Origin of the sequence: Marinococcus halophilus, from assembly GCF_002265875.1 — a bacterium.
Lineage (GTDB): Bacteria > Bacillota > Bacilli > Bacillales > Marinococcaceae > Marinococcus > Marinococcus halophilus.
In genome coordinates, this window is the sequence record NZ_NPFA01000014.1 from 1 (window position 1) to 21,821 (window position 21,821).

At 44.8% G+C, this 21,821-nt stretch carries 23 protein-coding genes; 16 read left to right on the forward strand and 7 right to left on the reverse strand.

Annotated elements, in window-relative coordinates; translation table 11 throughout:
• The coding region (locus CHL76_RS13020) for an FmdB family zinc ribbon protein (RefSeq protein WP_094908794.1) at positions 1-323 on the forward strand (323 nt) is incomplete at its 5' end.
• A 37-nt stretch (positions 324-360) separates the two neighbouring features.
• On the opposite strand, the gene CHL76_RS17115 is transcribed toward CHL76_RS13020, so the two are convergent.
• The 3 genes from CHL76_RS17115 to CHL76_RS13030 all read right to left on the reverse strand — a co-directional run bounded on the left by CHL76_RS17115 (position 361) and on the right by CHL76_RS13030 (position 3,126).
• Positions 361-516 carry a hypothetical protein gene (locus CHL76_RS17115; protein ID WP_158219184.1) on the reverse strand — a complete coding sequence of 52 codons (156 nt, stop codon included), beginning with the start codon at positions 514-516 and terminating at the stop codon, positions 361-363.
• A gap of 103 nt (positions 517-619) precedes the next feature.
• Positions 620-1,522, reverse strand: a complete 903-nt coding sequence (locus CHL76_RS13025) for a hypothetical protein (protein ID WP_094908795.1) — start codon at positions 1,520-1,522, stop codon at positions 620-622.
• Positions 1,523-1,884: 362 nt separating this feature from the next.
• Entirely contained in the window at positions 1,885-3,126 is a 1,242-nt protein-coding gene (locus CHL76_RS13030; RefSeq protein ID WP_079475672.1) for a hemolysin family protein, read from the reverse strand.
• 398 nt (positions 3,127-3,524) lie between these two features.
• On the opposite strand from CHL76_RS13030, the gene CHL76_RS13035 reads away from it, so the two are divergent.
• The 10 genes from CHL76_RS13035 to CHL76_RS13075 all read left to right on the forward strand — a co-directional run bounded on the left by CHL76_RS13035 (position 3,525) and on the right by CHL76_RS13075 (position 12,572).
• Positions 3,525-4,832 (forward strand): MFS transporter, encoded by a 1,308-nt coding sequence (locus tag CHL76_RS13035; protein WP_079475673.1) that lies wholly within the window; start codon positions 3,525-3,527, stop codon positions 4,830-4,832.
• A 99-nt stretch (positions 4,833-4,931) separates the two neighbouring features.
• On the forward strand, positions 4,932-5,246 hold the full coding sequence (rhaM, locus tag CHL76_RS13040) for an L-rhamnose mutarotase (RefSeq protein ID WP_094908796.1): 315 nt from the start codon (positions 4,932-4,934) through the stop codon (positions 5,244-5,246).
• Between the two features lie 221 nt (positions 5,247-5,467).
• Positions 5,468-5,656, forward strand: coding sequence for a hypothetical protein (locus CHL76_RS13045; protein WP_094908797.1), 189 nt, complete (start codon positions 5,468-5,470; stop codon positions 5,654-5,656).
• Positions 5,657-5,933: 277 nt separating this feature from the next.
• Positions 5,934-7,991: a BglG family transcription antiterminator gene (locus CHL76_RS13050; protein ID WP_094908798.1), complete on the forward strand. Its 2,058-nt coding sequence runs from the start codon at positions 5,934-5,936 to the stop codon at positions 7,989-7,991.
• Between the two features lie 35 nt (positions 7,992-8,026).
• Positions 8,027-8,515, forward strand: coding sequence for a PTS sugar transporter subunit IIA (locus CHL76_RS13055; protein ID WP_094908799.1), 489 nt, complete (start codon positions 8,027-8,029; stop codon positions 8,513-8,515).
• On the forward strand, positions 8,515-8,799 hold the full coding sequence (locus tag CHL76_RS13060; RefSeq protein ID WP_022794068.1) for a PTS sugar transporter subunit IIB: 285 nt from the start codon (positions 8,515-8,517) through the stop codon (positions 8,797-8,799). The genes CHL76_RS13055 and CHL76_RS13060 overlap by 1 nt, the downstream gene beginning before the upstream one ends.
• A gap of 70 nt (positions 8,800-8,869) precedes the next feature.
• A complete protein-coding gene (locus CHL76_RS13065) occupies positions 8,870-10,132 on the forward strand; it encodes a galactitol-specific PTS transporter subunit IIC (protein WP_079475678.1) in 1,263 nt (420 codons plus the stop codon).
• A 53-nt stretch (positions 10,133-10,185) separates the two neighbouring features.
• Complete coding sequence (locus tag CHL76_RS13070; protein ID WP_094908800.1) at positions 10,186-11,217, forward strand: zinc-binding dehydrogenase; 1,032 nt, start codon at positions 10,186-10,188, stop codon at positions 11,215-11,217.
• A 111-nt stretch (positions 11,218-11,328) separates the two neighbouring features.
• A complete protein-coding gene (locus tag CHL76_RS17230; RefSeq protein WP_179124082.1) occupies positions 11,329-11,496 on the forward strand; it encodes a hypothetical protein in 168 nt (55 codons plus the stop codon).
• A gap of 26 nt (positions 11,497-11,522) precedes the next feature.
• Positions 11,523-12,572 (forward strand): galactitol-1-phosphate 5-dehydrogenase, encoded by a 1,050-nt coding sequence (locus CHL76_RS13075; RefSeq protein WP_079475680.1) that lies wholly within the window; start codon positions 11,523-11,525, stop codon positions 12,570-12,572.
• Between the two features lie 54 nt (positions 12,573-12,626).
• Here the strand turns inward: CHL76_RS13075 and CHL76_RS13080 are convergent, their stop codons facing one another.
• Positions 12,627-13,517, reverse strand: coding sequence for a universal stress protein (locus tag CHL76_RS13080; protein WP_094908801.1), 891 nt, complete (start codon positions 13,515-13,517; stop codon positions 12,627-12,629).
• A 260-nt stretch (positions 13,518-13,777) separates the two neighbouring features.
• Between CHL76_RS13080 and CHL76_RS13085 the strand changes: the two genes are divergently transcribed.
• Positions 13,778-14,665, forward strand: coding sequence for a universal stress protein (locus tag CHL76_RS13085; protein ID WP_079475681.1), 888 nt, complete (start codon positions 13,778-13,780; stop codon positions 14,663-14,665).
• Between the two features lie 114 nt (positions 14,666-14,779).
• Here CHL76_RS13085 and CHL76_RS13090 read toward each other — a convergent pair whose 3' ends face one another.
• The 3 genes from CHL76_RS13090 to CHL76_RS13100 form a co-directional block, all read right to left on the reverse strand.
• Entirely contained in the window at positions 14,780-16,072 is a 1,293-nt protein-coding gene (locus CHL76_RS13090) for an acetamidase/formamidase family protein (RefSeq protein WP_079475682.1), read from the reverse strand.
• Positions 16,073-16,195: 123 nt separating this feature from the next.
• Entirely contained in the window at positions 16,196-17,755 is a 1,560-nt protein-coding gene (locus CHL76_RS13095; protein WP_094908802.1) for a BCCT family transporter, read from the reverse strand.
• A gap of 231 nt (positions 17,756-17,986) precedes the next feature.
• The gene (locus CHL76_RS13100) at positions 17,987-18,244 is read right to left on the reverse strand and encodes a hypothetical protein (RefSeq protein ID WP_094908803.1); all 258 of its coding nucleotides are present in this window, start codon (positions 18,242-18,244) and stop codon (positions 17,987-17,989) included.
• 213 nt (positions 18,245-18,457) lie between these two features.
• Between CHL76_RS13100 and CHL76_RS13105 the strand changes: the two genes are divergently transcribed.
• The 4 genes from CHL76_RS13105 to CHL76_RS13120 all read left to right on the forward strand — a co-directional run bounded on the left by CHL76_RS13105 (position 18,458) and on the right by CHL76_RS13120 (position 21,667).
• Positions 18,458-18,856, forward strand: coding sequence for a VOC family protein (locus CHL76_RS13105; protein ID WP_079475686.1), 399 nt, complete (start codon positions 18,458-18,460; stop codon positions 18,854-18,856).
• A gap of 201 nt (positions 18,857-19,057) precedes the next feature.
• Positions 19,058-19,999, forward strand: coding sequence for an alpha/beta hydrolase (locus CHL76_RS13110; RefSeq protein WP_079475687.1), 942 nt, complete (start codon positions 19,058-19,060; stop codon positions 19,997-19,999).
• Between the two features lie 178 nt (positions 20,000-20,177).
• A complete protein-coding gene (locus tag CHL76_RS13115) occupies positions 20,178-20,552 on the forward strand; it encodes a hypothetical protein (protein WP_143745420.1) in 375 nt (124 codons plus the stop codon).
• 50 nt (positions 20,553-20,602) lie between these two features.
• Positions 20,603-21,667, forward strand: a complete 1,065-nt coding sequence (locus tag CHL76_RS13120) for a hypothetical protein (protein WP_079475689.1) — start codon at positions 20,603-20,605, stop codon at positions 21,665-21,667.
• The last annotated feature ends 154 nt before the right edge of the window (positions 21,668-21,821 follow it).

Sequence of the window (21,821 nt, forward strand, 5' to 3'; positions counted from 1 at the left end):
GGCCCTGCCTAAAGACATCTTTTACCAGAACATTCTACCGGAGTTGGATTAATATGGCCCAGTTTACGTTTAAATGCCGGACGTGTGGTACGTTTGAGCGCTGGATGGCATCAAAGGGAGCGCGGGTCAGCGAAGCGCCGTGTCCCTCGTGCGGGGAAGCCGCCGGAAGGGTCTTCCAGCCAGTACACCTGTCCAAGATGGATGCGAAGATAAAGGCCCGGATCGAGCAGGGCATGCAGCCGAAAACACGGCAGCGAAAAGATCTTCCCGCCATGCAACAGCCTCAGCAGCGGGCCCCTAGGCCTTGGCAGGCAGGCCATTAAAGAAGGAGACCCGAAAAAACCGGGTCTCCTTTTTCAGCTATTTTTCTCCCCGGTCTTTTCCAGCTATTCCAATAACCGCGATGGCAGCCAGCATCACACCGTAAACAATCGAAGAAGAGAGAAAGGGCCTTTTAGTGATTTTCAAAAATACACGGTTCGAGTTATCAGTTTTGTTCCCTGTTTTCCCACTCATATATTTTAGCCTCCTGCAATATTTTTGAGCGTCTTTATCCCTGAAAGACAAAGGCTCATTCTATTTTGGGAAAAGTCGGAAATACCCAAGGAAAGAATGTTTCCTACATGTCAGTTTTTGTGTAATCAATACCATAATACTGGGAAAATAAGCGGTTGTCGTCCTGGTACTTTGCATGAAGCACTTGTTGCAGCGATTCAGGAAGATAATACCTTTGGTAGTGAAGCATAAAGCTCGCCCGGTTCTGCAGGAGCACGCGTGAAAGAGGAAGCCTTCTTTTTGTGGGTATAGGAGCGTTTGGATTAAAGGGAGTTTTAAAAAAGTAGTTCATTTTCTGGGCAGCTTTGAGCTGCATTGTGCCGTAGCTTCGGTTGACTTTCGCAGCACTGTATTCGGGTACCTCTGTAATTCCCATATACTGAAGAAGTGCGGTGAGCTCCCTCATTTCACTTTCTCTGAAACGTTCGTATTGCATAAGGTAGTAATTGTTGCTGCCAAATAAGTGCTTGATTTGTTCTAAGTAATGAAAATAATAGTATCCATCAAGCACCCCGAGGCGTTCCCACTCTTCAAACACGACGGGAGCTTGTTTATAGCCGCCCTGGTGAATGTACTGTACGTAGAGAGAGGTAAGAAGCTCAATCTGCCACCGGACGCCGACAATAATATGGACATCGTAGCTTTCTTCGGGGAAAATACGCCGGAGGTCCTTTAAAATCGTAAGGTTGTCTTTAATCTTTTTTCTCATGGACATGGGATTGCCGGAAAGCCCCTCATAAGAAATGAGCAGCGGCTTTTCAGTCTCTGCTATTTCCTCTATTCCGGAACGCAGTTGGAGAATTTGTTTTTCCGATAATTTCTTATGACGTATCTGGTAAAGATAGTGCTGAATTTCTCCACGGGAAAGGTACGTCATTTCGTTCGTTAATTTCGGGTAAATGCTTTTCTGCAGAAAAGTTGTGGCGGTTTTATGATACCCCACATGAATATAAACAGTTTTGCGCATTGACTGTCCCCCTATGGATTGAATGCCTCCATCATAACGAAAACTATAAGAGCAATCAAAGTAAAAGGTGAAGGCCCTATGAAACTGTTACGCAGGCCTGCCCAATTTGAGTATGAAAAAAGCTGCTTTATTTAAAGGCCAGTTTCTTTACAGTAATACTAAAAATAAACGATCACGGCCAATATAATGCGGTATAAAGCAAATGGCACCAGACGGATTTTGTGAATAGCTTTAAGAAAAAGGTGGTGGCTACCAGGACGAATAAAAAAGCACTCCTAAAGCCGTCATCAAAAAAGCAAAGCATATCTGCGGCAGAATATTGCCACTCAAAACCCGGAGAACTTCCTCCGGATTAAAGCGTATCAATCTTCCTCTTCTTCCTCTTCTTTTACAACGCGTACGCGTTTGATCTGATTATTATCCATTGTCAGCACTTCAAAATGAAGATTTTCATACTGAAGAGTCTCGCCCTCTTCAGGTATATGATCGAATTCCCGGTACAGCAGGCCCGCGATAATATCCTCTTCTTCTTCCACCCGGGTGTTGAAAATTTCATTGAAGCGGCTGATGGCAAGCTTCCCATCACAGATAATAACTTCGTCGGTCAGCTCCTCGATGAGCTGTTCGGAGCGGGTGTCATGCTCATCCTCAATTTCCTGGCCGATCATTGCTTCAATAATGTCCTCCTGGGTGACCATCCCCATCGTCCCGCCGTATTCATCAAGTACTACGGCGAGGTGCTTCTGTTCATTGAGCATTCGTTTGAACACGTTATCTACAGAGTTGGTTTCCACTACATACAAAGGATTGTTATCAATAAAATCGTTAAGCGTTTTGTCACTCTGCTCAGCCCATATAAGCAGAAGCTTCGCATGAAAGACCCCGACAATATGATCCATATTATCCTGATATACCGGATACCGTGTGTGGTTATGGCTGATGGTGATGTCCCGCACTTCCTGAAAATCGCTTTCGATAGGGATGCCGGTAATCTCCATTCTAGGCACCTTTAAAACGTCACGGATGTCCTTGCGGTAAAAATCAATCACCCGTTTAATACGGTCCTGCTCCTGCTTTTCAAAGGTGCCTTCGGAGGAAGCAACGTCAACCATTGTTTTGATTTCTTCGCGTGAATACGTCTGGGACGGTCCTTCGCCCTTAGTAATCAGCTTAATAACGCCGCGGGTGAAAGAATTTAATAAAAACGTGAGCGGCTTAAAAATGAATACAAGAACTGTAATTACCGGTGCGACTATGTAAGCTACTTTGTCCGCAAAAGTAGCAGCAATAGATTTAGGCAGGACTTCAGCAAAGATGATGAGCACAAGCGTCAAAATAGCAGTAGCTATGCCGACAGAAAAATTGTAATTTAAGGCAAGTACTGTAACGAGTGTAGGAAGCATAATGTTGGATATATTGTTTCCGATCAGGATGGCTGTGATCAGTTCATCCGGTTTCCTCGTCAGTTTTAATAAATTTTTCGCCCGTTTGTCATTTTCTTCGGCACGGGCCTGCATTCGTGCACGATTTGCTGCTGTTAAAGCAGTCTCGCTTCCTGATAAAAAGAAGGAAACGAATAAAAAGAATATAATAACCGCTATCATAAGTACCCTCCACTGGCGTATTAGCTACATTTTATTTCCTGTTTCTCGTGAATTAAACATCTCAAACAACTATCCAACATTAAAAATAACATAAAAGAGCGCGGGAGGATTTAAATATGCAAAAAGATTTCATCTTCGTGTATGCTTTTTTGGCGAAAAAGAAAATGTAAGTTATTGTTCCGGCTTATAAATCATTTCAGAAAGAAAATGAAAGAAAAATCAAAACATAGAGAGGGTAAATTGTTGTTGACTTTCATTTGTGTAAACCCTTACAATAATAAATACAAATTAAAACAACAATAACAGACAAAAAAACAATAAAATGAAAGTTGTTTTGGTTAACAATTAAAAGGAGGCCGGCAGAGAAAGAATCTATAAACCTTTAAGGAGGAAATGGAATGAAAAAAGTGGAAAGAGGAAGTCTCGCTGCCACTCTTTCTGTATCTATGTCGAACTACCTCGAAGCTGGTTCTATTGTAGCCGGTGCAGCCGGGCTTACACTTTGGGTTCAGTACCTAGGTCTTACGGATGCTACAGTTGGACTACTTGGGGCGCTCAGTGCCAACGGATTCGGGGCTGCCATTGGTGCACTGATCAGCGGCTTTTTAGTCGATCGGTACGGGAGAAAATTTATTTATAAATATAACCTGCTCGTATACATGCTCGGTATATTGCTTATTGTTTTTTCTTTTTCTTTTCCCATGCTTCTAGTAGGTTATGTGATTACTGGTATTTCTGTCGGGGCGGGTATACCGCCTTCGTGGACCTATATTGCCGAGGAAGCACCGGAGAAAGAGAGAGCCGCACGTGTCGGCTGGGGACAGTTTGCCTGGTCGATGGGGCCGGCAGTCGTCTTTATTTTATCCGTTCTACTGGCTCCTCTAGGACTGCTCGGAAGCCGGATTATTTTCTTCCAGCTCTTTTTGATCGCTTTTGTTACCTGGCTCTTCCAGCGAAAAATTGAGGAGTCCGCAATCTGGGAAAAACAGAAGAAGGAAGACCGGGCAGCGAACAAGGGCGGAATTTTCAGTAAAGAAAATATGAAAGAGTTGTTCACCAACCGTGCCAATCTTCATGCAATCACCCTGCTCGTCGGAGTTTATACGTTCTGGAACATGGTGGCTGGCGTCATGGGTTATTTTATGCCCTATATTTACGAAACAGTAGGCGGCCTTTCGGGAGCACAGGCTAACCTGCTTCAGGCTTTCCTCTGGGGACTGACCGTTTTGTCCACCTATTTTGTATTTATTAAACTGGGTGACAGGGTAAACCGGAAGCTTATCTTCGGGGTAAGCGCTGTTATGGGTATTGTAGCCTGGATAGTGCTTTCATTTGGCGGAATGGGCACCGCGGAACTGCTTGTATTCGTTGTTCTCTGGGGGCTCTCGGCAGGCTTTGGAGCGCAGGCTTTTTACGGTCTGTGGTCAGCGGAGCTGTTCCATACAAAATACCGCGCAGCAGCGCAGGGGCTGCTTTTCTGTACAGCCCGGGTATTTGTCGGTTTGATTTCGCTTGCGATTCCGACGCTGATTACCGTATTTGGTTTTCAGACAGCAGGGGCGATTATGATCGGGTTTCTTGTATTACACATGATCGTTGGTTTAACTCTCGCACCAGAAACACGAAATAAATCGCTCGAAGAAATACAAATCGAACGTTACGGCACGACCGAGGAAGCAAAAATACAAAAAGACCTGGTGAAATAAAAGAGTAATATAGAAGGAAGAAAGTTCATTCTTCCTTCTTTTATTGCGTTTATCTGCTTCCAATAAAAAAACCAAAAGGTAACTGAAAGGAAAATGAATATGAAACGTCTGGCGTTAATAATGTACGTATACCCCGATAAAGTTGAAGAATATATCGAGAAGCATGATCAGCTCTGGCCGAAAATGAAAGAGGCCTTAAAACAGCACGGAGCAGCCAACTATTCGATCTTTCTGGAGAAAGAAACGAGCAGGCTGTTTGCCTATCTTGAAGTAGAGGACGAAGAACTGTGGCAGCAAATGGCTTCCACTTCCGTTAACCAAAGGTGGTGGGAAGCTATGGCTCCTTTAATGGAAACAAATGAAGATAACAGCCCGGTTACTACTCCTCTCGAGGAAGTATTTCATCTTGAATAAAAAGTCCGCTGAAAAATAATTTTTCAGCGGACTTTTTGTTCAAAATGCATAAAAACAGGGAATAGAAATGTATAGGAATGATACTTGTCAGGCGCATAAAAACATCAGGGGGAATGCGAATGAGTAGACCCTTCGGCTTTCAATTGCTGAATCAGAAAATTGATGCTGGGGACCTTGCTTCAGTAATAGGCTAAAACTCAATTGCGAAAAGGGGGATACCTATGAAACGGCGATTGATTGATGAAGAATACGAGCGTGAAATAGACCGGATGGTCAATGAGGGCGGCTATATTCCTGTGGAAATGGATTTTATAAGAAAACGGGCTAAAGTTAAAAAAGAGGAAAAAGAAACCAATCAAAAGAAACAGGAAAACGAAAAAGAAGCAGATGATTTTAACGAAAAAGTGTGACTTATGAATAACAAGTAACAGCTGCTGCCGGCAGCTGTTTTTTTGTTGGAAAATAGATGCGTAGTGTAGAAAAAAGCAAAGCAAAAGGTGCTATAATTTTTAATTCGTGTGGGTGCTGCGGTGCGTCCTTAGAGCCTTATGCATCAATGTACGAAGTTGGTTTGTAGAATGTAAATCACAATATTGTACATCAAATGTTCAAAGAACTGAGATGAAAACGTATACATTTGTGTTGCAGCGGCTGATAGAATAAAAATTAATCAAAGGGGGGAAGGAGATGCCGCTAAGTGAACGGGATAATGAAATATTAAGTGAACTAATCCGTAATCCATCGGTCACTAGCATGGCGCTTGAAGAAAAGTACCAACTAACACGAAGACAGCTGGGCTACAGCATGAATAAAGTAAACGACTGGCTTTTAAGCAAAGATCTCCCGGTTATTGAACGAACGCGCCAGGGGCATTTCATTATTGATCAGTCTGTTTACACGAATTTTGGTATGGATGAAGAAATTATTGCAGCTGAAAAACCAGTACTCACCGGAAAACAACGTATTTATTACCTCATTATGATGCTCATTGGCAGCGAAGAGCCGCTTTCCTTAAATCATTTTACAAGTGAGCTTCAGTTGAGTAAAAACACCGTTTTGAACGAGCTGAAAGAAGTGCAGCAGTATCTCGATGATTATCACCTATCCATCAAATATTCCCGCAAAGAGGGTTACCTGGTGGAAGGGAAAGAATTTCAAATCCGCAAGCTGTTAATGAACGTCACCTACCAGCTGCTATTCATGCAGGAAGGCGCTTCACGAATCAAAAAAATAGCCGGTATTGGAGAAGAGGAGCTCGACGATTACCGCAAACGGATTGAAAATGTCGAAAGCAAGCTCAGCCTGAAATTCACCGATGAAAAGCTGGAAACGATGCCGTATATATTAGCTTTAATTTTAAAGAGAATTAAAAAAGGTTTTGCTATTAATACATTTTCCATTCAGTATGAAGAGCTTTCTGATACGAAAGAGTATCAGGCTACAGAGGAGATTTTCAAAAAAAATGAACATATTCCGATGGAAGAGCGGTTATTTGTGACATTGCACTTGCTGACCGTAAGCGTCTACAGCACCTCTTTTCCAATGGAAGATGACGTGATCCCGAATTTAGGAGCTGCCACAGATGACATGCTGCGCCAGTTTGAAAAAAGCGCCTGTGTATACTTGCATGAACGGGACCAGCTGCTTGATAAGCTGCTTCAACACATTAAGCCAGCTTATTACCGCATTAAATACCAGCTGTCGGAAACTTCATCCACACAGGTGCCGCTCAGCAAGGAATTTAAAGCGCTCCATCACCTGGTAAAGCAGTCTACAGCGCCGCTTGAAAAATTAATCGGCAGCCCGATTCCGGACAGCGAGAGCAGCTTTATTACAATGCTGATCGGTGGGTGGATGAAAAGGCAGGGCGAGAGCATTGAAAAGAAGGTAAAAGCCATTGTGGTATGTCCTCAGGGCGTATCTGTTTCAAGACTAATGCTGAACGAGCTGAGTGAGCTTTTTCCGGAATTTGTCTTTCTCGATTCTTTATCTGTACGAGAGTTTCTTCATTACCATCTCGAGTACGACATTGTCTTTGCTCCGACATTTCTTGAGACGGACAAAAAGCTGTTCGTGGTAAAAACATTTTTAGGCAGAGAAGAGCGGCAGCGTCTTCGCAAGCAGGTAATGCTTGAACTGTACGGATATCTGCCAAACCATCTGGACATTAATGAAATTATTCAAATTATCGGGCGCCATGCCCATATCTATAATGAGAGTGCACTTATAGAAGATATTCAAAATTATATTAATCAGGATAATGAAAATTCAGTCAATTACAGCATGGGCAAGGCTGAATACAATTTGGATGAATTAATCACTCCAGCCTCCATCACCCTGAAGGACAGCGTGGCCGACTGGAAAGAGGCCGTCTGGGCGGGGGCCGGGCCGCTACTTGAACGTAAAAGTATTACGGAAGATTATGTAAACAGAATGCTGTGTTATACAGAAGAAGACCCTTATATTGTGATAGGGCCTAATATAGCCATACCCCATGCTTCACCGGAAGACGGGGTGAACGAAGTAGGAATGAGTTTGTTGAGATTGAAGGAAGGAGTTCTTTTCTCTGGAGAATACCGGATCAATCTGGTGATCGTCATTGCTGCAGTAGATAAACAGAAGCACATTCACGCGCTGATGCAGTTAATGAAGCTTGCAGGCTCACAAACAGCAAGAAATCAAATAACAGCTTCAGATTCTGTTAAAGACATATACAAAATTATTCAGTCGTATTCCAAAGATTAACTGCGACAATTTTAATTCCACCAAGGAGGGGCCTGATGAGCGGCTTATATTTCGATACTCCCGTCATTCTTTTAGATATAGACGGAAGCTCTAAAGAAGAAGTATTGCGGATGATGGCACAAAATTTAGTAAGCAATGAGCTGGTAAAACAAAGCTTCGTAGAAGCGGTAGTCCAAAGAGAAAATGAGTACGCTACCGGCCTGCCGACAGGAGATATTGCGGTTGCGATTCCTCATACCGATGTAGAGCATGTGCAGCGAAAAGCAATCAGTGTAGGAATACTGAGGGACCCCGTTGATTTTATTGTTATGGGTGACGACAAAGAAACAGTGCCGGTGAAAATTGTGTTTATGCTTGCGATGGATGAGGCACACTCCCAGCTGAAGCTTTTGCAGCAGCTTATGCAGGTGTTTCAGGACCAGAATGTTTTAAAAGAGCTTAGTAGTACCTCTGATAAAAAGCAGATCAAAAAGATGATGGAAGAGAAATTAGAGGCGTTATCATTTAAAGGAGGTGAAAGATAATGGCAAAAAAACAAGTATTAGTAGCATGTGGAGCAGGCGTAGCAACTTCTACAGTTGTTAACGGTGCTATTGAAGATATGGCTAAGGAGCATAAATTATCAGTAGATCTTAAGCAGATTAAAATAGCGGAAGTAGAAAGCTATGTTGATACTGCTGACTTGCTGGTAACGACAGCTACCATCAAAAAGGAATACCCGTTTCCGGTAATCAACGCACGTTCTTTCCTGACAGGGATCGGTATGGAAGATACCAAGCAGGAAATTCTGGATGAACTGAAAAAATAACAGCAGTCCCGGTGTCCTTGTTTTACGAGGGGGCCGGGCTCATTAATTACAGGTATGAGGGGGAAGCGGCATGCAAGGATTCGTAGATCTTGTACAAGGATTTTTAGATCTCGGGGCGACAGTAATTTTACCAGTCGTTATCTTTTTGCTCGGTTTATTATTCGGGCAGAAGCCGGGAAAAGCATTTCGGTCCGGTTTAACGATTGGGGTAGCATTTGTAGGGATTTTTCTTGTTGTCGATCTGCTGGTCAATAACTTAGGCCCGGCAGCGCAGGGAATGGTTGACCGGCTGGGAGTTAATTTAGACGTAATTGACGTCGGCTGGCCAGCGACATCATCTATTGCCTGGGCTTCTACGGCAGTGGCAGCCTTTATTATTCCATTGGGATTGCTTGTAAACGTTATCATGCTTTTGACAAAAACAACGAAAACGATGAACGTGGATATTTGGAATTTCTGGCACTACACCTTTATGGCAGCGGTAGTATACACCGTATCTGACAGTATTATTCAAGGACTTATTGCTGCAGTTATCTTTCAAATCGTGACCTTGAAAATTGCTGACTGGACAGCACCGATGGTGGAGGACTTTTACGAGCTTCCGGGGGTATCGATTGCAACAGGAAGCACCGTATCGTACGCACCAGGTATTTTTCTCGTAAAAGGCCTGCAGAAAATTCCCGGTATCAACCGACTCAACGCAGACCCTGACAGTATTCAAAGACGGTTTGGTGTGTTCGGCGAATCTATCTTTATCGGCTTGTTCCTCGGTGTTGTTATTGGTGCTCTAGCTGGCTACAGCGTAGGTGAAGTAATTGAAATCGGGATGGCAATGGCCGCAGTTATGGTACTGATGCCACGTATGGTTAAGATTTTGATGGAGGGATTAATGCCTGTATCAGAATCAGCAAGAAACTGGTTGAACAAGCATTTCAGCAACAAGGAAATTCACATCGGGCTGGATGCAGCGGTCCTTTTAGGCCACCCATCCGTTATTGCAACTGCATTAATTCTTGTTCCAATTACAGTTGTGCTGGCAGTATTTCTGCCTGGTAACGCCCTGCTTCCATTCGGGGACCTGGCGACGATCCCATTTGTTGTAGCATTTATCGTCGGAGCAGCAAGAGGGAACATTGTTCACTCTGTGCTGGTAGGTACCGTGATGATCGCACTTTCGCTATACATGGCGACAGATATTGCAAATGTATTTACGACTATGGCTCAAAACGCTGATTTCGACATGCCGGAAGATTCTGCACGGATTTCAAGTATTGACCAGGGCGGAAATCTGATTAACTGGCTCATCTGGAGATTCTTCGAGCTGTTTAATTAAACCTCTCTCAAGCAGAACATACATGAAAATTAACACACCGGGAGGATGAAAGCATGAAAGCATTGGTGAAAACCGATTTAGAACATGGAAGCATCGAAGTACAGGAAAAGCAGGAGCCGACGCCTGGGAAAGACCAGGTAAAGATCAAAGTAAAGTACGCAGGTGTCTGCGGCACAGATATTCACGCTTACGAGGGTCATTACAAAGTTAATGCGCCGGTGACGCTTGGCCATGAATTTGCCGGTGAAGTGGTGGAAGTCGGAGAAGGCGTCAGCGATTTTAAGCCCGGGGACCGGGTTACCTCTGAAACGACGTTTTATATTTGCGGGGAGTGCCGGTACTGTAAAGCCGGCGACTACAACTTATGCAGCTGGCGCAAAGGGCTTGGCAATCAGTACGACGGGGCGTTTGCGAAATATTTAATTGCCCGTAAAGCAAGCCTTCACCACCTTCCGGAAAATGTCGACTACGAGTCGGCGGCAATGACAGAACCGCTTGCCTGCACGCATCATGCGGTAGCTAAGACAGAAATCTCAGACGGCGATATTGCAGTAGTTATCGGACCAGGACCTATCGGGCTGTTTACTGCCCAGGTGGCGCAAAGCAGGGGAGCCAGAGTCATTATAACCGGACTGACAAATGATAAAGTGCGCCTTGAAAAGGCTAAAGAGCTCGGAATCGATTACGTTGTTAACTCGCAGGAAGAAGATCTTCATGAATTCGTTAACAGTGTAACCGGCGGATACGGGGCCGACCTCGTTTTTGAATGCTCGGGAGCTGTACCGGCGGCCAAGCAGGCCATTGGGCTGCTGCGGAAAAAAGGGCAGTACGCCCAGGTAGGGATTTTTACAACGCCGGATATTCAATTTGACTTTGATAAAGTGATTCAAAAAGAAATTCGTGTAGTTGGCAGCCGGAGCCAAAAGCCTGCAGACTGGGAGCCTTCGCTTGAGCTGATGAACAGCGGGCTTGTGAATGCACGGGCAATGGTCACTCACGAATATGACATCACGGAGTGGGACAAGGCCTACCAAAAAATTAAAGACGGTGAAGCTATTAAAGTACTGCTTACACCTGTGGATTAATATCTGCTGGAAGTAAACAGTGGACAGGCGAATGAAAAACACAGGGAGCTCTAAATAAGAAAAGCTCCCTGTCCGCGGCAAATAATATATTAAAAAGCAAGGAGGAGCACCATGACAGAATTAATGCTTGATTTTATGCTGGGCCCAATGCGTGTAATCGGAGAGTTCTATTTTGACCATCAAATGATTTTTAATCCACTCATTGTCGGAGCAGCGTTGATTAAAATATTGTTTGGAAAGAAAAAGGCAAAAAATGAACCAGCCAATTCAGAATCGTAATATTGTTACTTTGAAGGGAGAAAAACATGAAAAGTCTTAAACTATACGGACAGCAGGACCTCCGATTCGAAGAGGCTTCAAAGCCGGTAATTGAAAATGCTGATGATGTTATTATTAAGATAAAAGCTGCAGGTCTTTGCGGCTCCGACATTTCCCGCTACAAAAAGCTGGGCCCGTACATGGAAGGAATGGTTTTCGGTCATGAATTTGCAGGGGAGGTCACAGAGACCGGCCCCGGGGTATCGCAGATACGCATCGGGGATCGCGTGGCCGGATGCCCAACGTTTCGGTGCGGGAAGTGTCTGAGCTGTCAGAAAGGGGAGCTGTCACGATGTGAAAACCTAACCGTCATCGGCGCCCGCCACCCGGGGTCCTATGCAGAATACGTCAAGCTGCCGGCTGAAAATGTTCTGCCTCTGCCTGAGAACGTGAATTATGACACAGCTGCCCTCGTAGAACCCGCCTCTGTGGTGGCTCATGGATTTTACCGTACAAGCATTCAGCCTGGGGCGGAAGTGGCCATAATGGGATGCGGAAGCATTGGCCTTCTGGCTGTCCAGTGGGCGAAGATATTCGGGGCGAAGAAAGTGTATGCGATTGATATCGATGATGTTAAGCTGCAAACCGCGAGGGAAGTCGGCGCGGACGTGTTGATTAATTCGAGTCAGCGCCCGGCCCATGAACAGGTAGAGGAGCATACGGGCGGATACGGGGTGGATCTTGCAGTAGAATCTGCAGGAGCGCCTGCAACATCCGCCCAGGTGCTTGCCCTTCCCAAAAAGGGCGGTGAAGTCGTGTTTATGGGGATTCCATACGCGGACGTAATGATTGAACGTTTTTATTTTGAACGCATCGTGCGTAATGAGCTAAGAATACTAGGCTCCTGGAACGCTGTATCGTCTCCGTTCCCTGGAAAAGAATGGGCATCTGCCCTTCACTATATGAGCACCGGCCAAATTAATGTAGAGCCGATGATCTCCCACACCCCGGGTCTTTCGCAAGGACCGGAAACCTTCAATGATTTAATTAACGGAAAAGGAAACTATGTAAAAGTCGTTTTTCATCCGGAAAAATAGTAAATTAAATAAAAGCGAGGCCTCCCCCTGCCTCGGGGGCAAGCCTCGCTTATTTTATTCTTCCTCTTCCAAGAGACGGGCAAGCAAAACGTCACAGTCGGCGCGGTGTACGATCCCCTCCGAAACGCTTCCGAGGAAAAACCGCTCTGTCGTATTTAGGCCGGAGGCGCCAACGACAATAAGGTCGGCTTTGTATTTTTTAGCCAGGTCTTCTGCAATAACCACCTTTGGGGCTCCGTGGTGAAGCTCTGCTTCTACATGTTCCAAGCCGGCATTCAGCGCTTTTTCCCGGTATTCTTCAAGCATCTTTTCAGAATAACTTTCCATTTCGATAAAAAGGCCGGTATCATGCTGCTCCATGGAAGTGAGCACGACTGAGTCAATAACGTGCGTGATCAGAACAGCTGCATTTTCTTCAATTGCCAGAGCTATTCCTTTGTCAAAAGCATGGGCCGCTTCTTTAGAACCATCAATAGCAATAATGATCCTTTTATAATCGCTGCCTGCGTCCTTGTTTCGGACGACAAGAACGTCGCATCTGGCGTTTCGCACAATGCCTGTGGATACACTTCCCATAATGAACCTGCCTACCGTGCCTGCTCCGGAGGCTCCGGTAATAATCAGATCTGTCCCGTACTCCGGAGTGAGTTCTTTGGTAATAATGGTTTTTGGAGCACCAGTTTCCATTACCGTCTGGACATCCACGCCGGAGCCTTCCGCTTCTGCTTTGTATAAGTTTAATAATACCTTGCCCTGTTCTCCCGCCGTTTCCATAATAGTTGGTATATACTGAACCAGGCGGTTTAGCGTTCTATACTCTACAACATGGGCGACCGTCAGCCGGCTCTGATGTTTTTTCGCCAGTGACAGGCCGCGGCGGAACGCCTGCATAGACTCGTCCGAACTGTCTACAGCAATGAGAATATTCTGGTAATGTCTGATCATAGTAACGCCTCGCTTTCTTGAACAAAATAGAGTTCCGAGTACGAAATGACCTAAAACAAAAGCGCAATGATTCTCTCTATATGTTTATTATGAAACAAATAGACGAAGAACACCACTGTATAATTTGGCAAAAAAGTACAATGGGAACATGGAAGATAATGCTATAATAAAAGAAGAACTACATTAACCGGGGTTATGAAGGCGAAAGAATCTGCTTTATTAATTCCCGGTAGGACGACGATGGATAGGGGGCAGGCAAAATGGAAAAAAGGTATAATCGTATTTTAGTAGCAACGGACGGCTCGGTGGAGGCTGGCTTTGCATTGAAAAAAGGTATTTCGCTCGCAAAGGCTTACGATTGTTCATTAGGTATCTGCTATATTATCGATTATAACCATTACAGCCAGGCTCGGCTTCACACTACGGATTTACTGCAGGCCTCCAAAGAAAAAGGGGAAGAGATCATCTCCGCCTGCAGACAGGAGGCCGAAGAAGCAGGAGTCACGGACGTAACCGTGTTTCTGGAAAACGGTTCTCCAAAAACTACTATTCCCAAGGATATCGCAAAAAGGTTTAAAGCGGATTTAATTCTTTGCGGGGCTTCAGGGATAGGCACATTTGAAAGGTTTATTGTGGGAAGCGTTTCCGCAGGGATCGTACGGAATGCGGAATGTGATACCTGGGTGGTCAGAAATAAACGGGATATTGAAAAATACAATAACATTTTAATTGCAATAGATGACTCGGAAATGTCAGCTAATGCTTTCCGTGCGGGGCTTGCAATGGCAGAGGAAGAAGAGGCGAAGGCGATAGTTGCCCATGTTATTCACACACCGCTTATTTCGTCAGTAGAGCAGTCGAGAGGCAACGTCACTGAAATATTTAAGAAAAACGGAAGAAATTTGCTTGAAATTTATCGTGAACTGGCATTAAAAAGCAATGTTCCCAACGTGTCATTCACTTTGGAGTACGGATCGCCTAAAATGGTTATTCCCAAGGACGCTGCAGAAAAATTCGAAGCCGACCTAATTGTTTCCGGTGCCTCGGGAGTGAGCAGTGCAGAACGGCTCCTGCTTGGAAGCGTCGGGGAAAGCATCGTCCGCAGAGCGGAATGCGACGTTCTTGTTGTTAGAAATGAACACATTTAATGTTCTTTTACAACTCCAACTCGCCTGAAAAGTGGACCTGTAACGCAAGAACCCCGGCTGGACGACAGCCGGGGTTCTTAATGGCGGTTGCTGTTTAGCAATAAAGTGATGCTTTTACTGGTAGTTGTTTTTTACCGTATGAAGAAGCCCGGCTTTTTCAAGAAGCGGTCCCGGAGCTAAAAAGGTAACAGTAACTACGCCGGGATGTCTTCCAATCTCAATAGAGCCTGTAATGGTCGCCCTGTTCATAATTTCCGGAACAGTGACGTCCAATGCTTCAGCTGCCCGTGCCATCCCATTTTCGGTTGCTTCATTCAGGCTTGCGCCGCTGCCAATGAAAGACACTGGATAAGCTTCTTCGAGCTCCGTGATCCCCCACTGCCGGGCAAGTTCGAGGGCGTCCTTTTTTTCCTGATCGCTAAAAGGCTTTGCCGTGTAGGGAAGATCTTCAACCAGAGGAAGCAGCACGGGGCCGTCTAGTTTCACTTCTTTTAACACATTGGCCTGAAGGTGCACGATGCCGGAAACATCGGCAGTATGCCCGGCAATTTCCCCATCTCCCTGCATAGCATGCATATCACCAAGGTATATGCCTCCTCCGGGAACTTTTACCGGACAGATTAATAAAGCTCCTGCACGGACACGGCTGATATCAAGGTGGCCATCTGTACGTTCTTCCAATTGTTCTTTAGTAATAGCGTATGCATGAGGAGCCTCGATTAATGCCTGCCCGAAGTCTCCAGCATTATGGGAATCAGGCAGAGCGCGTGATGGAATGGTGCCAAGCTGGCCCAGAAAAGGCCTGGTTCTTGCTGCTGCACCGATAATGTCATGGGGAGCAAAGGTCACTACTGGATTTTGAATCGAATTTTCAGGAGTATTCATATAATTTTTCCCGTCTTTGGCAATTTTTTCGGCTGCTTTCTGTGGAAGCGTGAGACCGATCGATTTGCTGTCATTAAAAGCCATGGTATAGGCGTTTGTAAATACAAACGGAGTGATATCCTCACCGCAGTTGGCACATCGGACCGCTTCCTGGCCAATACCTTTAATTACTGTTTTTGGATGCATTTGCCCGCAGCCCGGGCACTGCACAGCTACAAATGGATCACCGATAAACCGGCCGTCTACCGTTTTATCATTGCCGGAGGCTGTGGCCTGGGAGGTGATTTCAATAGACTTGATACGGATAGCAACAGCATCTCCAACTTCTGCTCCCTCGACATAGACCGGCTTTGTTACTTCATGTCCGCCACGCAGGGCAGGGGTGATCATCGGCCCCCAGCATCCGGGAGCCGTATTGGCAACAATCTGTCCGCCATCTTTAACCTTATACTCCATTTCAATTTCCGGATCGAGCATGCCATCTGTAAAGGTGTTAACATACACGGTTTGCTTGGCTTCCATATCCATTCCTCCCTATGTTAGAATATTTTAACTTTAACACGGGAAAGGAAGTTCGCCCAGTCAAGGCATGTAATCGTTATGTAAAAAGCCGGGCACCCTTTAGGAGTACCCGGTTAATCTTTTTTATTCTCTTACATTGTGAATCCATGCTTTGTCCTGATCCATCATTTTCTTCGCCGCCGCAATCGTCAGGAACTGGATGACGATTATTGGCAGCCCCATCAGGCCTGAAAGAACTTCGAGCGGAGGAAGGCCTCCAATTCTCATTAAGATCAAAGCGAGCGTGGTAATGATGACAGCGACCACAATACGCAGGAATTTAGAAGGTTCGTTTTTACTCATATTTTCGGTGCTTGCATATGCTGAAATAGTATACGTCGTAGAATCAAGTGTCGTAGTTAAGAAGATCAACGCGACAACCATAAAGATGATCAATGCAAGACCAGAGAGCGGCAGCGTAGTTAAAATTGCCGGTATAGCTGCCATATTCCCCTGGTTTTCCACGATGCTCAGTACGTCAAGGTTCCCGTTTAAAAACCTGTCTACGCCGAGTCCGCCGAGAACTCCTGTAGCTACCCAGGAGATAATTGTTGGTGCCGCCAGGTACGTCATAATCATTTCTTTTACAGTACGCCCCCGGGAGATTTTCGCGGCGAATACGCTGTGCAGCATCGCCCATGTAGCGTTATAAGCGAACCAGAATACGGTATTGCTCTTTATATAGCTGCCCTCGCCGGAAGAAAGAGCTTCAGTGTAAAAGGAAATGTTAATATAGTTGGTCATAAGAAAGCCGAGACTGCCGGTGAAATAATTCAAAATAAATATCCCGGGGCCGGCTATCATAATAAATAGAGCGAAAATCCCCGCCAGGTACATGTTAAACGTACTAAGGCGTTTGATGCCCCTTTCAATCCCGAGATAGGCGCTTAGGGAAAACATGAATACCCAAACGAGCGTTACGGCCAGCGTAAGGCCAAAGCTTATTTCTATGCCAAGCAGCTCTGCCAGATTGTTAGTAATAATCGGGGAGCCGAGCCCGAGTGTCACGGCAGCGCCTGCAAGAATACTGATCAGGAAAATAACATCTAAGAACTTACCGCCAAGCCCGTCAGTAAACCGATCACCAAAAAGCACGCGGCACGCTTCAGAAATACGCATTAACGGTCGCTTACGCACATGAAGAATGTAGGCCATTGCCGGGGCCGCCATAACGAAAATAGCAAATGTCTGAAAGCTCCAAAGGAACATGCTGTAAGAGTTTCCCCACATAAGGGCCTGGGTGGAACCGGCTTCCACCCCGGTTGGAGGATCGCTTGCTACGGAGGTCCACTGCACCATTCCGGTACGCATAATAGTGGAGCCGAGCCCCATAGCAATCAGGATCGACGCATATTCAAATAATGAAAAACGCGGTTTTTCCAACGGGTCCCCCAATACAACTTTTCCGTATTTGGAAAAAGAAAAATAAAGCCCGGCAGCAAGGAGTATTAAGCCATACCAGAGATATCCCCATGTAAATACTTCCACAATGGAATCAAAAATCCCATTTAAAACTTCCATGCTGCGTGTCTCATACAAAGCAAGCGGTATACAGATTGCGACAATGATTAAAAGTGCCGGTACAAAAATGCGGTAATCAATCAGCTTTAATTTCGACTGCTGATCGTTATTCTGTTCACTCATTGATATCCCCCTTTTTATTTTGTCTTTTCATGATGGCTGTGAATAATGAAGAAATGCAGGAAACAACAAGCAGGTAATCACATTAAATCCATATGAAAAATATCAATAATCCTCTCCTTCCTCAAAAAAGAGCCGAATAAACTAAAAGATGAATATTATTTACCCATTTACGTTTCAAAAAAAGCTATTAAAAAAAGCAGCGCCGGCACGGACACTGCTGAAAAAATATATTTAAATTGACCCGAGGAGGAAAAGCAGCGCGGTCACGCACGAAGTATTTATTACAACGAGAAGCACCTTCCGCCATCTTTTATAAAATACTTGTTCATAGTAAAAATAATGAATGACAAACACACTGACAAAAGAAACATATACAGGAACATGGAGCATTCCTGCAAGCGCAAAGAAGCACCCGGCCGACAGCAGCAGTGCCGGGAATTCCACCGTCGCTGCCGCTATCAGCCACGGCAGATTCATCTTTGTATTCACGGTCATCATCCGTTCTGATTATTTTTATTTTATTGTAAAGCAGGAAGCGTAAAAGGAGGATAGGGCCATATATATAATTTTTTTACTGGAGAGTCCGGTGCAGTCGGCAGTTGATGAAAAAGTAAAGCATTTCTAAGTCTGCAGTCCTGCTTTAAAGACTCCTATCAGGGGAATATAAATAAGAAGAAATCAAAATAAAAGGAGCGAATATCCATGGCGTCCATTAAACCTTTTCTTATGTTTCAGGGAAACGCAGAAGAAGCACTTAATTATTATGCAAGCCTGCTTGACGAGGCAAAAATTGTGAGTCTGAGCCGGTACGGTCCGCATGAATCCGGTGATGAGGGAGACGTTATGCAGGCAGTGCTATCCCTGCAGGGACAGGAGTTCATATGCATGGACAGCAACGTAAAGCATGATTTTACCTTTACGCCTTCTTTTTCGTTGTTTGTCAACTGTGACTCTGACCAGGAGATTGAGTACTTGTACAATCACCTTTCTGATGGTGGTAAAAAGCTGATGGCCTTAAAGGATTACGGGTTCAGCAAACGCTTCGCCTGGATCCAGGATAAATTTAATGTTTCGTGGCAGCTGAATTTGCCCTCTAATTAATAGTCCCTGGTTTCATTTAAAATTATTCGGATGAAAGCCCTCTATTCTGTTTTTCATTTATTAATTGTAGATAGATACAGGACCCGTTATAATAGTAATAATCGAATGAATCAATAATCTTGCCATTTTTTGAAAGCGCATACAATTAATGTTTATTATAATACAGCTTACGTTACCAGCAGAAAGCAGGAGATTCGAAAAATGAAGGAAAAAATTCAGAGTGAATTGCATGCGGTATTGGATGAGCTGTCGGAAATGAAATTTTCTACCCGGGAAGAAATCAGAAATAGTCGTGCTTTAACCAAGCAGGCGTTTAAAGGAGAAACTCCTATCAGCCGCAGTAAAGTAAGAGTCACAGATAAACACATCCCGGGCCAGGAAGAGGGGCAGAACATACGCATTCGTATATACGAGCCGGTGATGCCGGTGAAAACAATCTCTCCGGGCTTGTACTGGATTCATGGAGGCGGCTATTTGAGCGGCACGCCGGAGATGAATGATGACTTGTGCGAAAGGTTTGTACTTGAGGCAGGGTGTGTGGTTATATCTATAGCCTACCGGCTAGCGCCGGAACATCCATTTCCAGCCGGGGTAGAGGACTGCTATACAGGACTTAAATGGGTGTCGGATCATGCCGGGGAGCTTGGCCTGGACCCGGAAAGAATCGGAGTAGCCGGGCACAGCGCCGGCGGTGGCCTGACAGCAGCTGTATGCTTGATGGCAAGAGACAGGGGCGGGCCGAAAATAGCTTTCCAAATGCCCCTGTGCCCGATGTTAGATTATCGAAATATTACTACTTCAAGTCAGGAAATTACGGATACAAGAGTATGGAACTATTACTCGAATCAGGCAGCCTGGGAGGCTTATCTGGCTGGTCAAACCGAAGATGTTTCCGTCTATGCTTCTCCCGCTTCAGCAGAAGATTTTACCGGGCTTCCGGCTGCTTATACTATGGTAGGGGGAGCAGACCCATTTCGGGATGAAACGATCGAATATATCTCGAGGCTAAGCCAGGCTGGTGTGCATGCAGAATTTCATCTGTATCCGGGATGCTTTCATGGATTTGAAGGCATTGCCCCGCAGGCAGAAGTCAGTCAGCGGGCAGTTAGAGGATATATAGATGCTTTAAAGAGAAACCTATGAGCAATCTGTATTTTATAAACACTCCAGGCAAGGCCCCCTGAAATTCCAAGGGGGCTTTGTTGTGCATGCAGCATCTTATAATAACGACTGTAATCTCACCTTTAAAATTAGTTCCTTTGTAGAAGGTTAAAATAGGGTTGTAAAGGTAATGATACAACTAACGAAAGAAAACAGATAAATGGAAAGGACAATCCGGCGCGGTGAAAAAACACTCATCTATAAGGAGAGGTTAATCGTGTTAGTTCTTCCTGGACGAATAGTAAATATCCGTATCCCATTAGACGGTCAGGCTTCAGGAGAAAAAGAGGATGGAAAATACACCTTTGGGTTTCAATTTCCACAATGGCAGGGTAAAGGACGGTATGCTAACGGGGTGAAGAAACGGGCACGCATGATTTTTTATGCAAAAGATGAAGAGGGCCGATTAATATTTCAATATCCCATCACAGAAATTCAGCGGCAGGATCATTGCGTAATTTCTACAAGGTATGAAAAGCGTATTCCAGGAGAATTCCAAAAAGAAATCCGGCAGATTATTATCCATTTTGTCTAATAAAAACAATAATATATTCTCGAGCGGGAGAAGTGAAAAGAGGGATTGCATTGGCTAAAAAGGAACAATCATCAGAGGAGCAGGCAAATGTTGTCATCACGAATGAGGACGGAGAAGATGAAGAAGTAGATCTTTATATGATGAGCGTAAAAGATATTAAGGCTCTCGCCGAAGAGAGCGGTCTCGAATTATCTTCTACTAAAAAACAAGACATGATTAATGAAATCATGAACGAAGTAGAAAGTGAAGATAACGAAGAAGATCAAGGCTCAGAGGACGAAGAAAGCGAAAGAGCCCAGGACCAGAAAGAAGAAAATGACGAAGAGCTTCCTGAACAAGAGGAACAGGAAGAGCCGAGCAGCGAAGATGACGAAGAGGATTCCTCATTAGAAGAAGCGGAAGAACAGGCAAACGTTGTTATTACAAATGAAGATGGCGAAGATGAAGAAATTGATTTATATATGCAGAGTATAGAAGATATTCAGGCTCTTGCTGAAGAGAGCGGCCTTAAGCTCTCTTCAACAGATAAAAAAGGAATGATCGATGAAATAATGGCCGAGGTTGAGAGCGGTGGTGACGGAGAAGCGCCCCAGGAAAATATAGACGGGGACTCTGAAAAACAAGAGCAGGAAACAGCAGGCGGTGAGGAAGATACGGATGAAGATTCTTCAGAAGCAGACAATAGTGAAGAAGAAACCTCAGATGAAGAAGAACAGGAAGAGCCTGCTGCAGAAGACGAGCAAGCAGAAGACAAAGAAGACGCAGACTCTTCGCAGGAGCAGAAGAGTTCGTCAGAAGACCATGAAGAGGAAACAGAAGAAAACAGTGGTGAAGTGGAACAGAAAGAACCAGCAGCCGAAGAAGACACAGCAGAAGAAGGGTATTCGTTTATTTCCGAAGAAGCAACCAGCCAGCTCCTCGAAGATGTAAAGCATTCACTGATCGACGAATTAAAAGGTGATTTATATGAAGACGTTAAGCAGGAACTCGTCCAACAGCTGCGTAATGAGCTGGCCGGTGATTCTGAAAGTGATCTGTTGAATGAAATTAAGTCCGAGGTTATGGAAAGCGTTAAAAAAGACTTAAACAGCGCACTTGCAAAAGATGAATCATAAAAAAAGGCCCGCCCGGGTCTTTTTTTTATGCTTGTACTCGGGGAGAGATCTCTTCGATGTTTAATATGCCCGGCTAAAAGGAAAAGCTTAAATTGTAGTTAAAATAGATGTTCATTAATCATACCAGACATCTTCGTTTAGCTTAAAACAACAG

Coding starts and splice junctions, on each gene's coding strand:
- CHL76_RS13070 (WP_094908800.1), top strand. CDS start 10,186: ATGAAAGCATTGGTGAAAACCGATTTAGAACATGGAAGCATCGAAGTA.
- CHL76_RS13045 (WP_094908797.1), top strand. CDS start 5,468: ATGAAACGGCGATTGATTGATGAAGAATACGAGCGTGAAATAGACCGG.
- CHL76_RS13025 (WP_094908795.1), bottom strand. CDS start 1,522: ATGCGCAAAACTGTTTATATTCATGTGGGGTATCATAAAACCGCCACA.
- CHL76_RS13065 (WP_079475678.1), top strand. CDS start 8,870: ATGCAAGGATTCGTAGATCTTGTACAAGGATTTTTAGATCTCGGGGCG.
- CHL76_RS17115 (WP_158219184.1), bottom strand. CDS start 516: ATGAGTGGGAAAACAGGGAACAAAACTGATAACTCGAACCGTGTATTT.
- CHL76_RS13080 (WP_094908801.1), bottom strand. CDS start 13,517: ATGATCAGACATTACCAGAATATTCTCATTGCTGTAGACAGTTCGGAC.
- CHL76_RS13060 (WP_022794068.1), top strand. CDS start 8,515: ATGGCAAAAAAACAAGTATTAGTAGCATGTGGAGCAGGCGTAGCAACT.
- CHL76_RS13075 (WP_079475680.1), top strand. CDS start 11,523: ATGAAAAGTCTTAAACTATACGGACAGCAGGACCTCCGATTCGAAGAG.
- CHL76_RS13105 (WP_079475686.1), top strand. CDS start 18,458: ATGGCGTCCATTAAACCTTTTCTTATGTTTCAGGGAAACGCAGAAGAA.
- CHL76_RS13050 (WP_094908798.1), top strand. CDS start 5,934: ATGCCGCTAAGTGAACGGGATAATGAAATATTAAGTGAACTAATCCGT.
- rhaM (WP_094908796.1), top strand. CDS start 4,932: ATGAAACGTCTGGCGTTAATAATGTACGTATACCCCGATAAAGTTGAA.
- CHL76_RS17230 (WP_179124082.1), top strand. CDS start 11,329: ATGACAGAATTAATGCTTGATTTTATGCTGGGCCCAATGCGTGTAATC.
- CHL76_RS13115 (WP_143745420.1), top strand. CDS start 20,178: ATGGAAAGGACAATCCGGCGCGGTGAAAAAACACTCATCTATAAGGAG.
- CHL76_RS13055 (WP_094908799.1), top strand. CDS start 8,027: ATGAGCGGCTTATATTTCGATACTCCCGTCATTCTTTTAGATATAGAC.
- CHL76_RS13030 (WP_079475672.1), bottom strand. CDS start 3,126: ATGATAGCGGTTATTATATTCTTTTTATTCGTTTCCTTCTTTTTATCA.
- CHL76_RS13035 (WP_079475673.1), top strand. CDS start 3,525: ATGAAAAAAGTGGAAAGAGGAAGTCTCGCTGCCACTCTTTCTGTATCT.
- CHL76_RS13110 (WP_079475687.1), top strand. CDS start 19,058: ATGAAGGAAAAAATTCAGAGTGAATTGCATGCGGTATTGGATGAGCTG.
- CHL76_RS13090 (WP_079475682.1), bottom strand. CDS start 16,072: ATGGAAGCCAAGCAAACCGTGTATGTTAACACCTTTACAGATGGCATG.
- CHL76_RS13085 (WP_079475681.1), top strand. CDS start 13,778: ATGGAAAAAAGGTATAATCGTATTTTAGTAGCAACGGACGGCTCGGTG.
- CHL76_RS13095 (WP_094908802.1), bottom strand. CDS start 17,755: ATGAGTGAACAGAATAACGATCAGCAGTCGAAATTAAAGCTGATTGAT.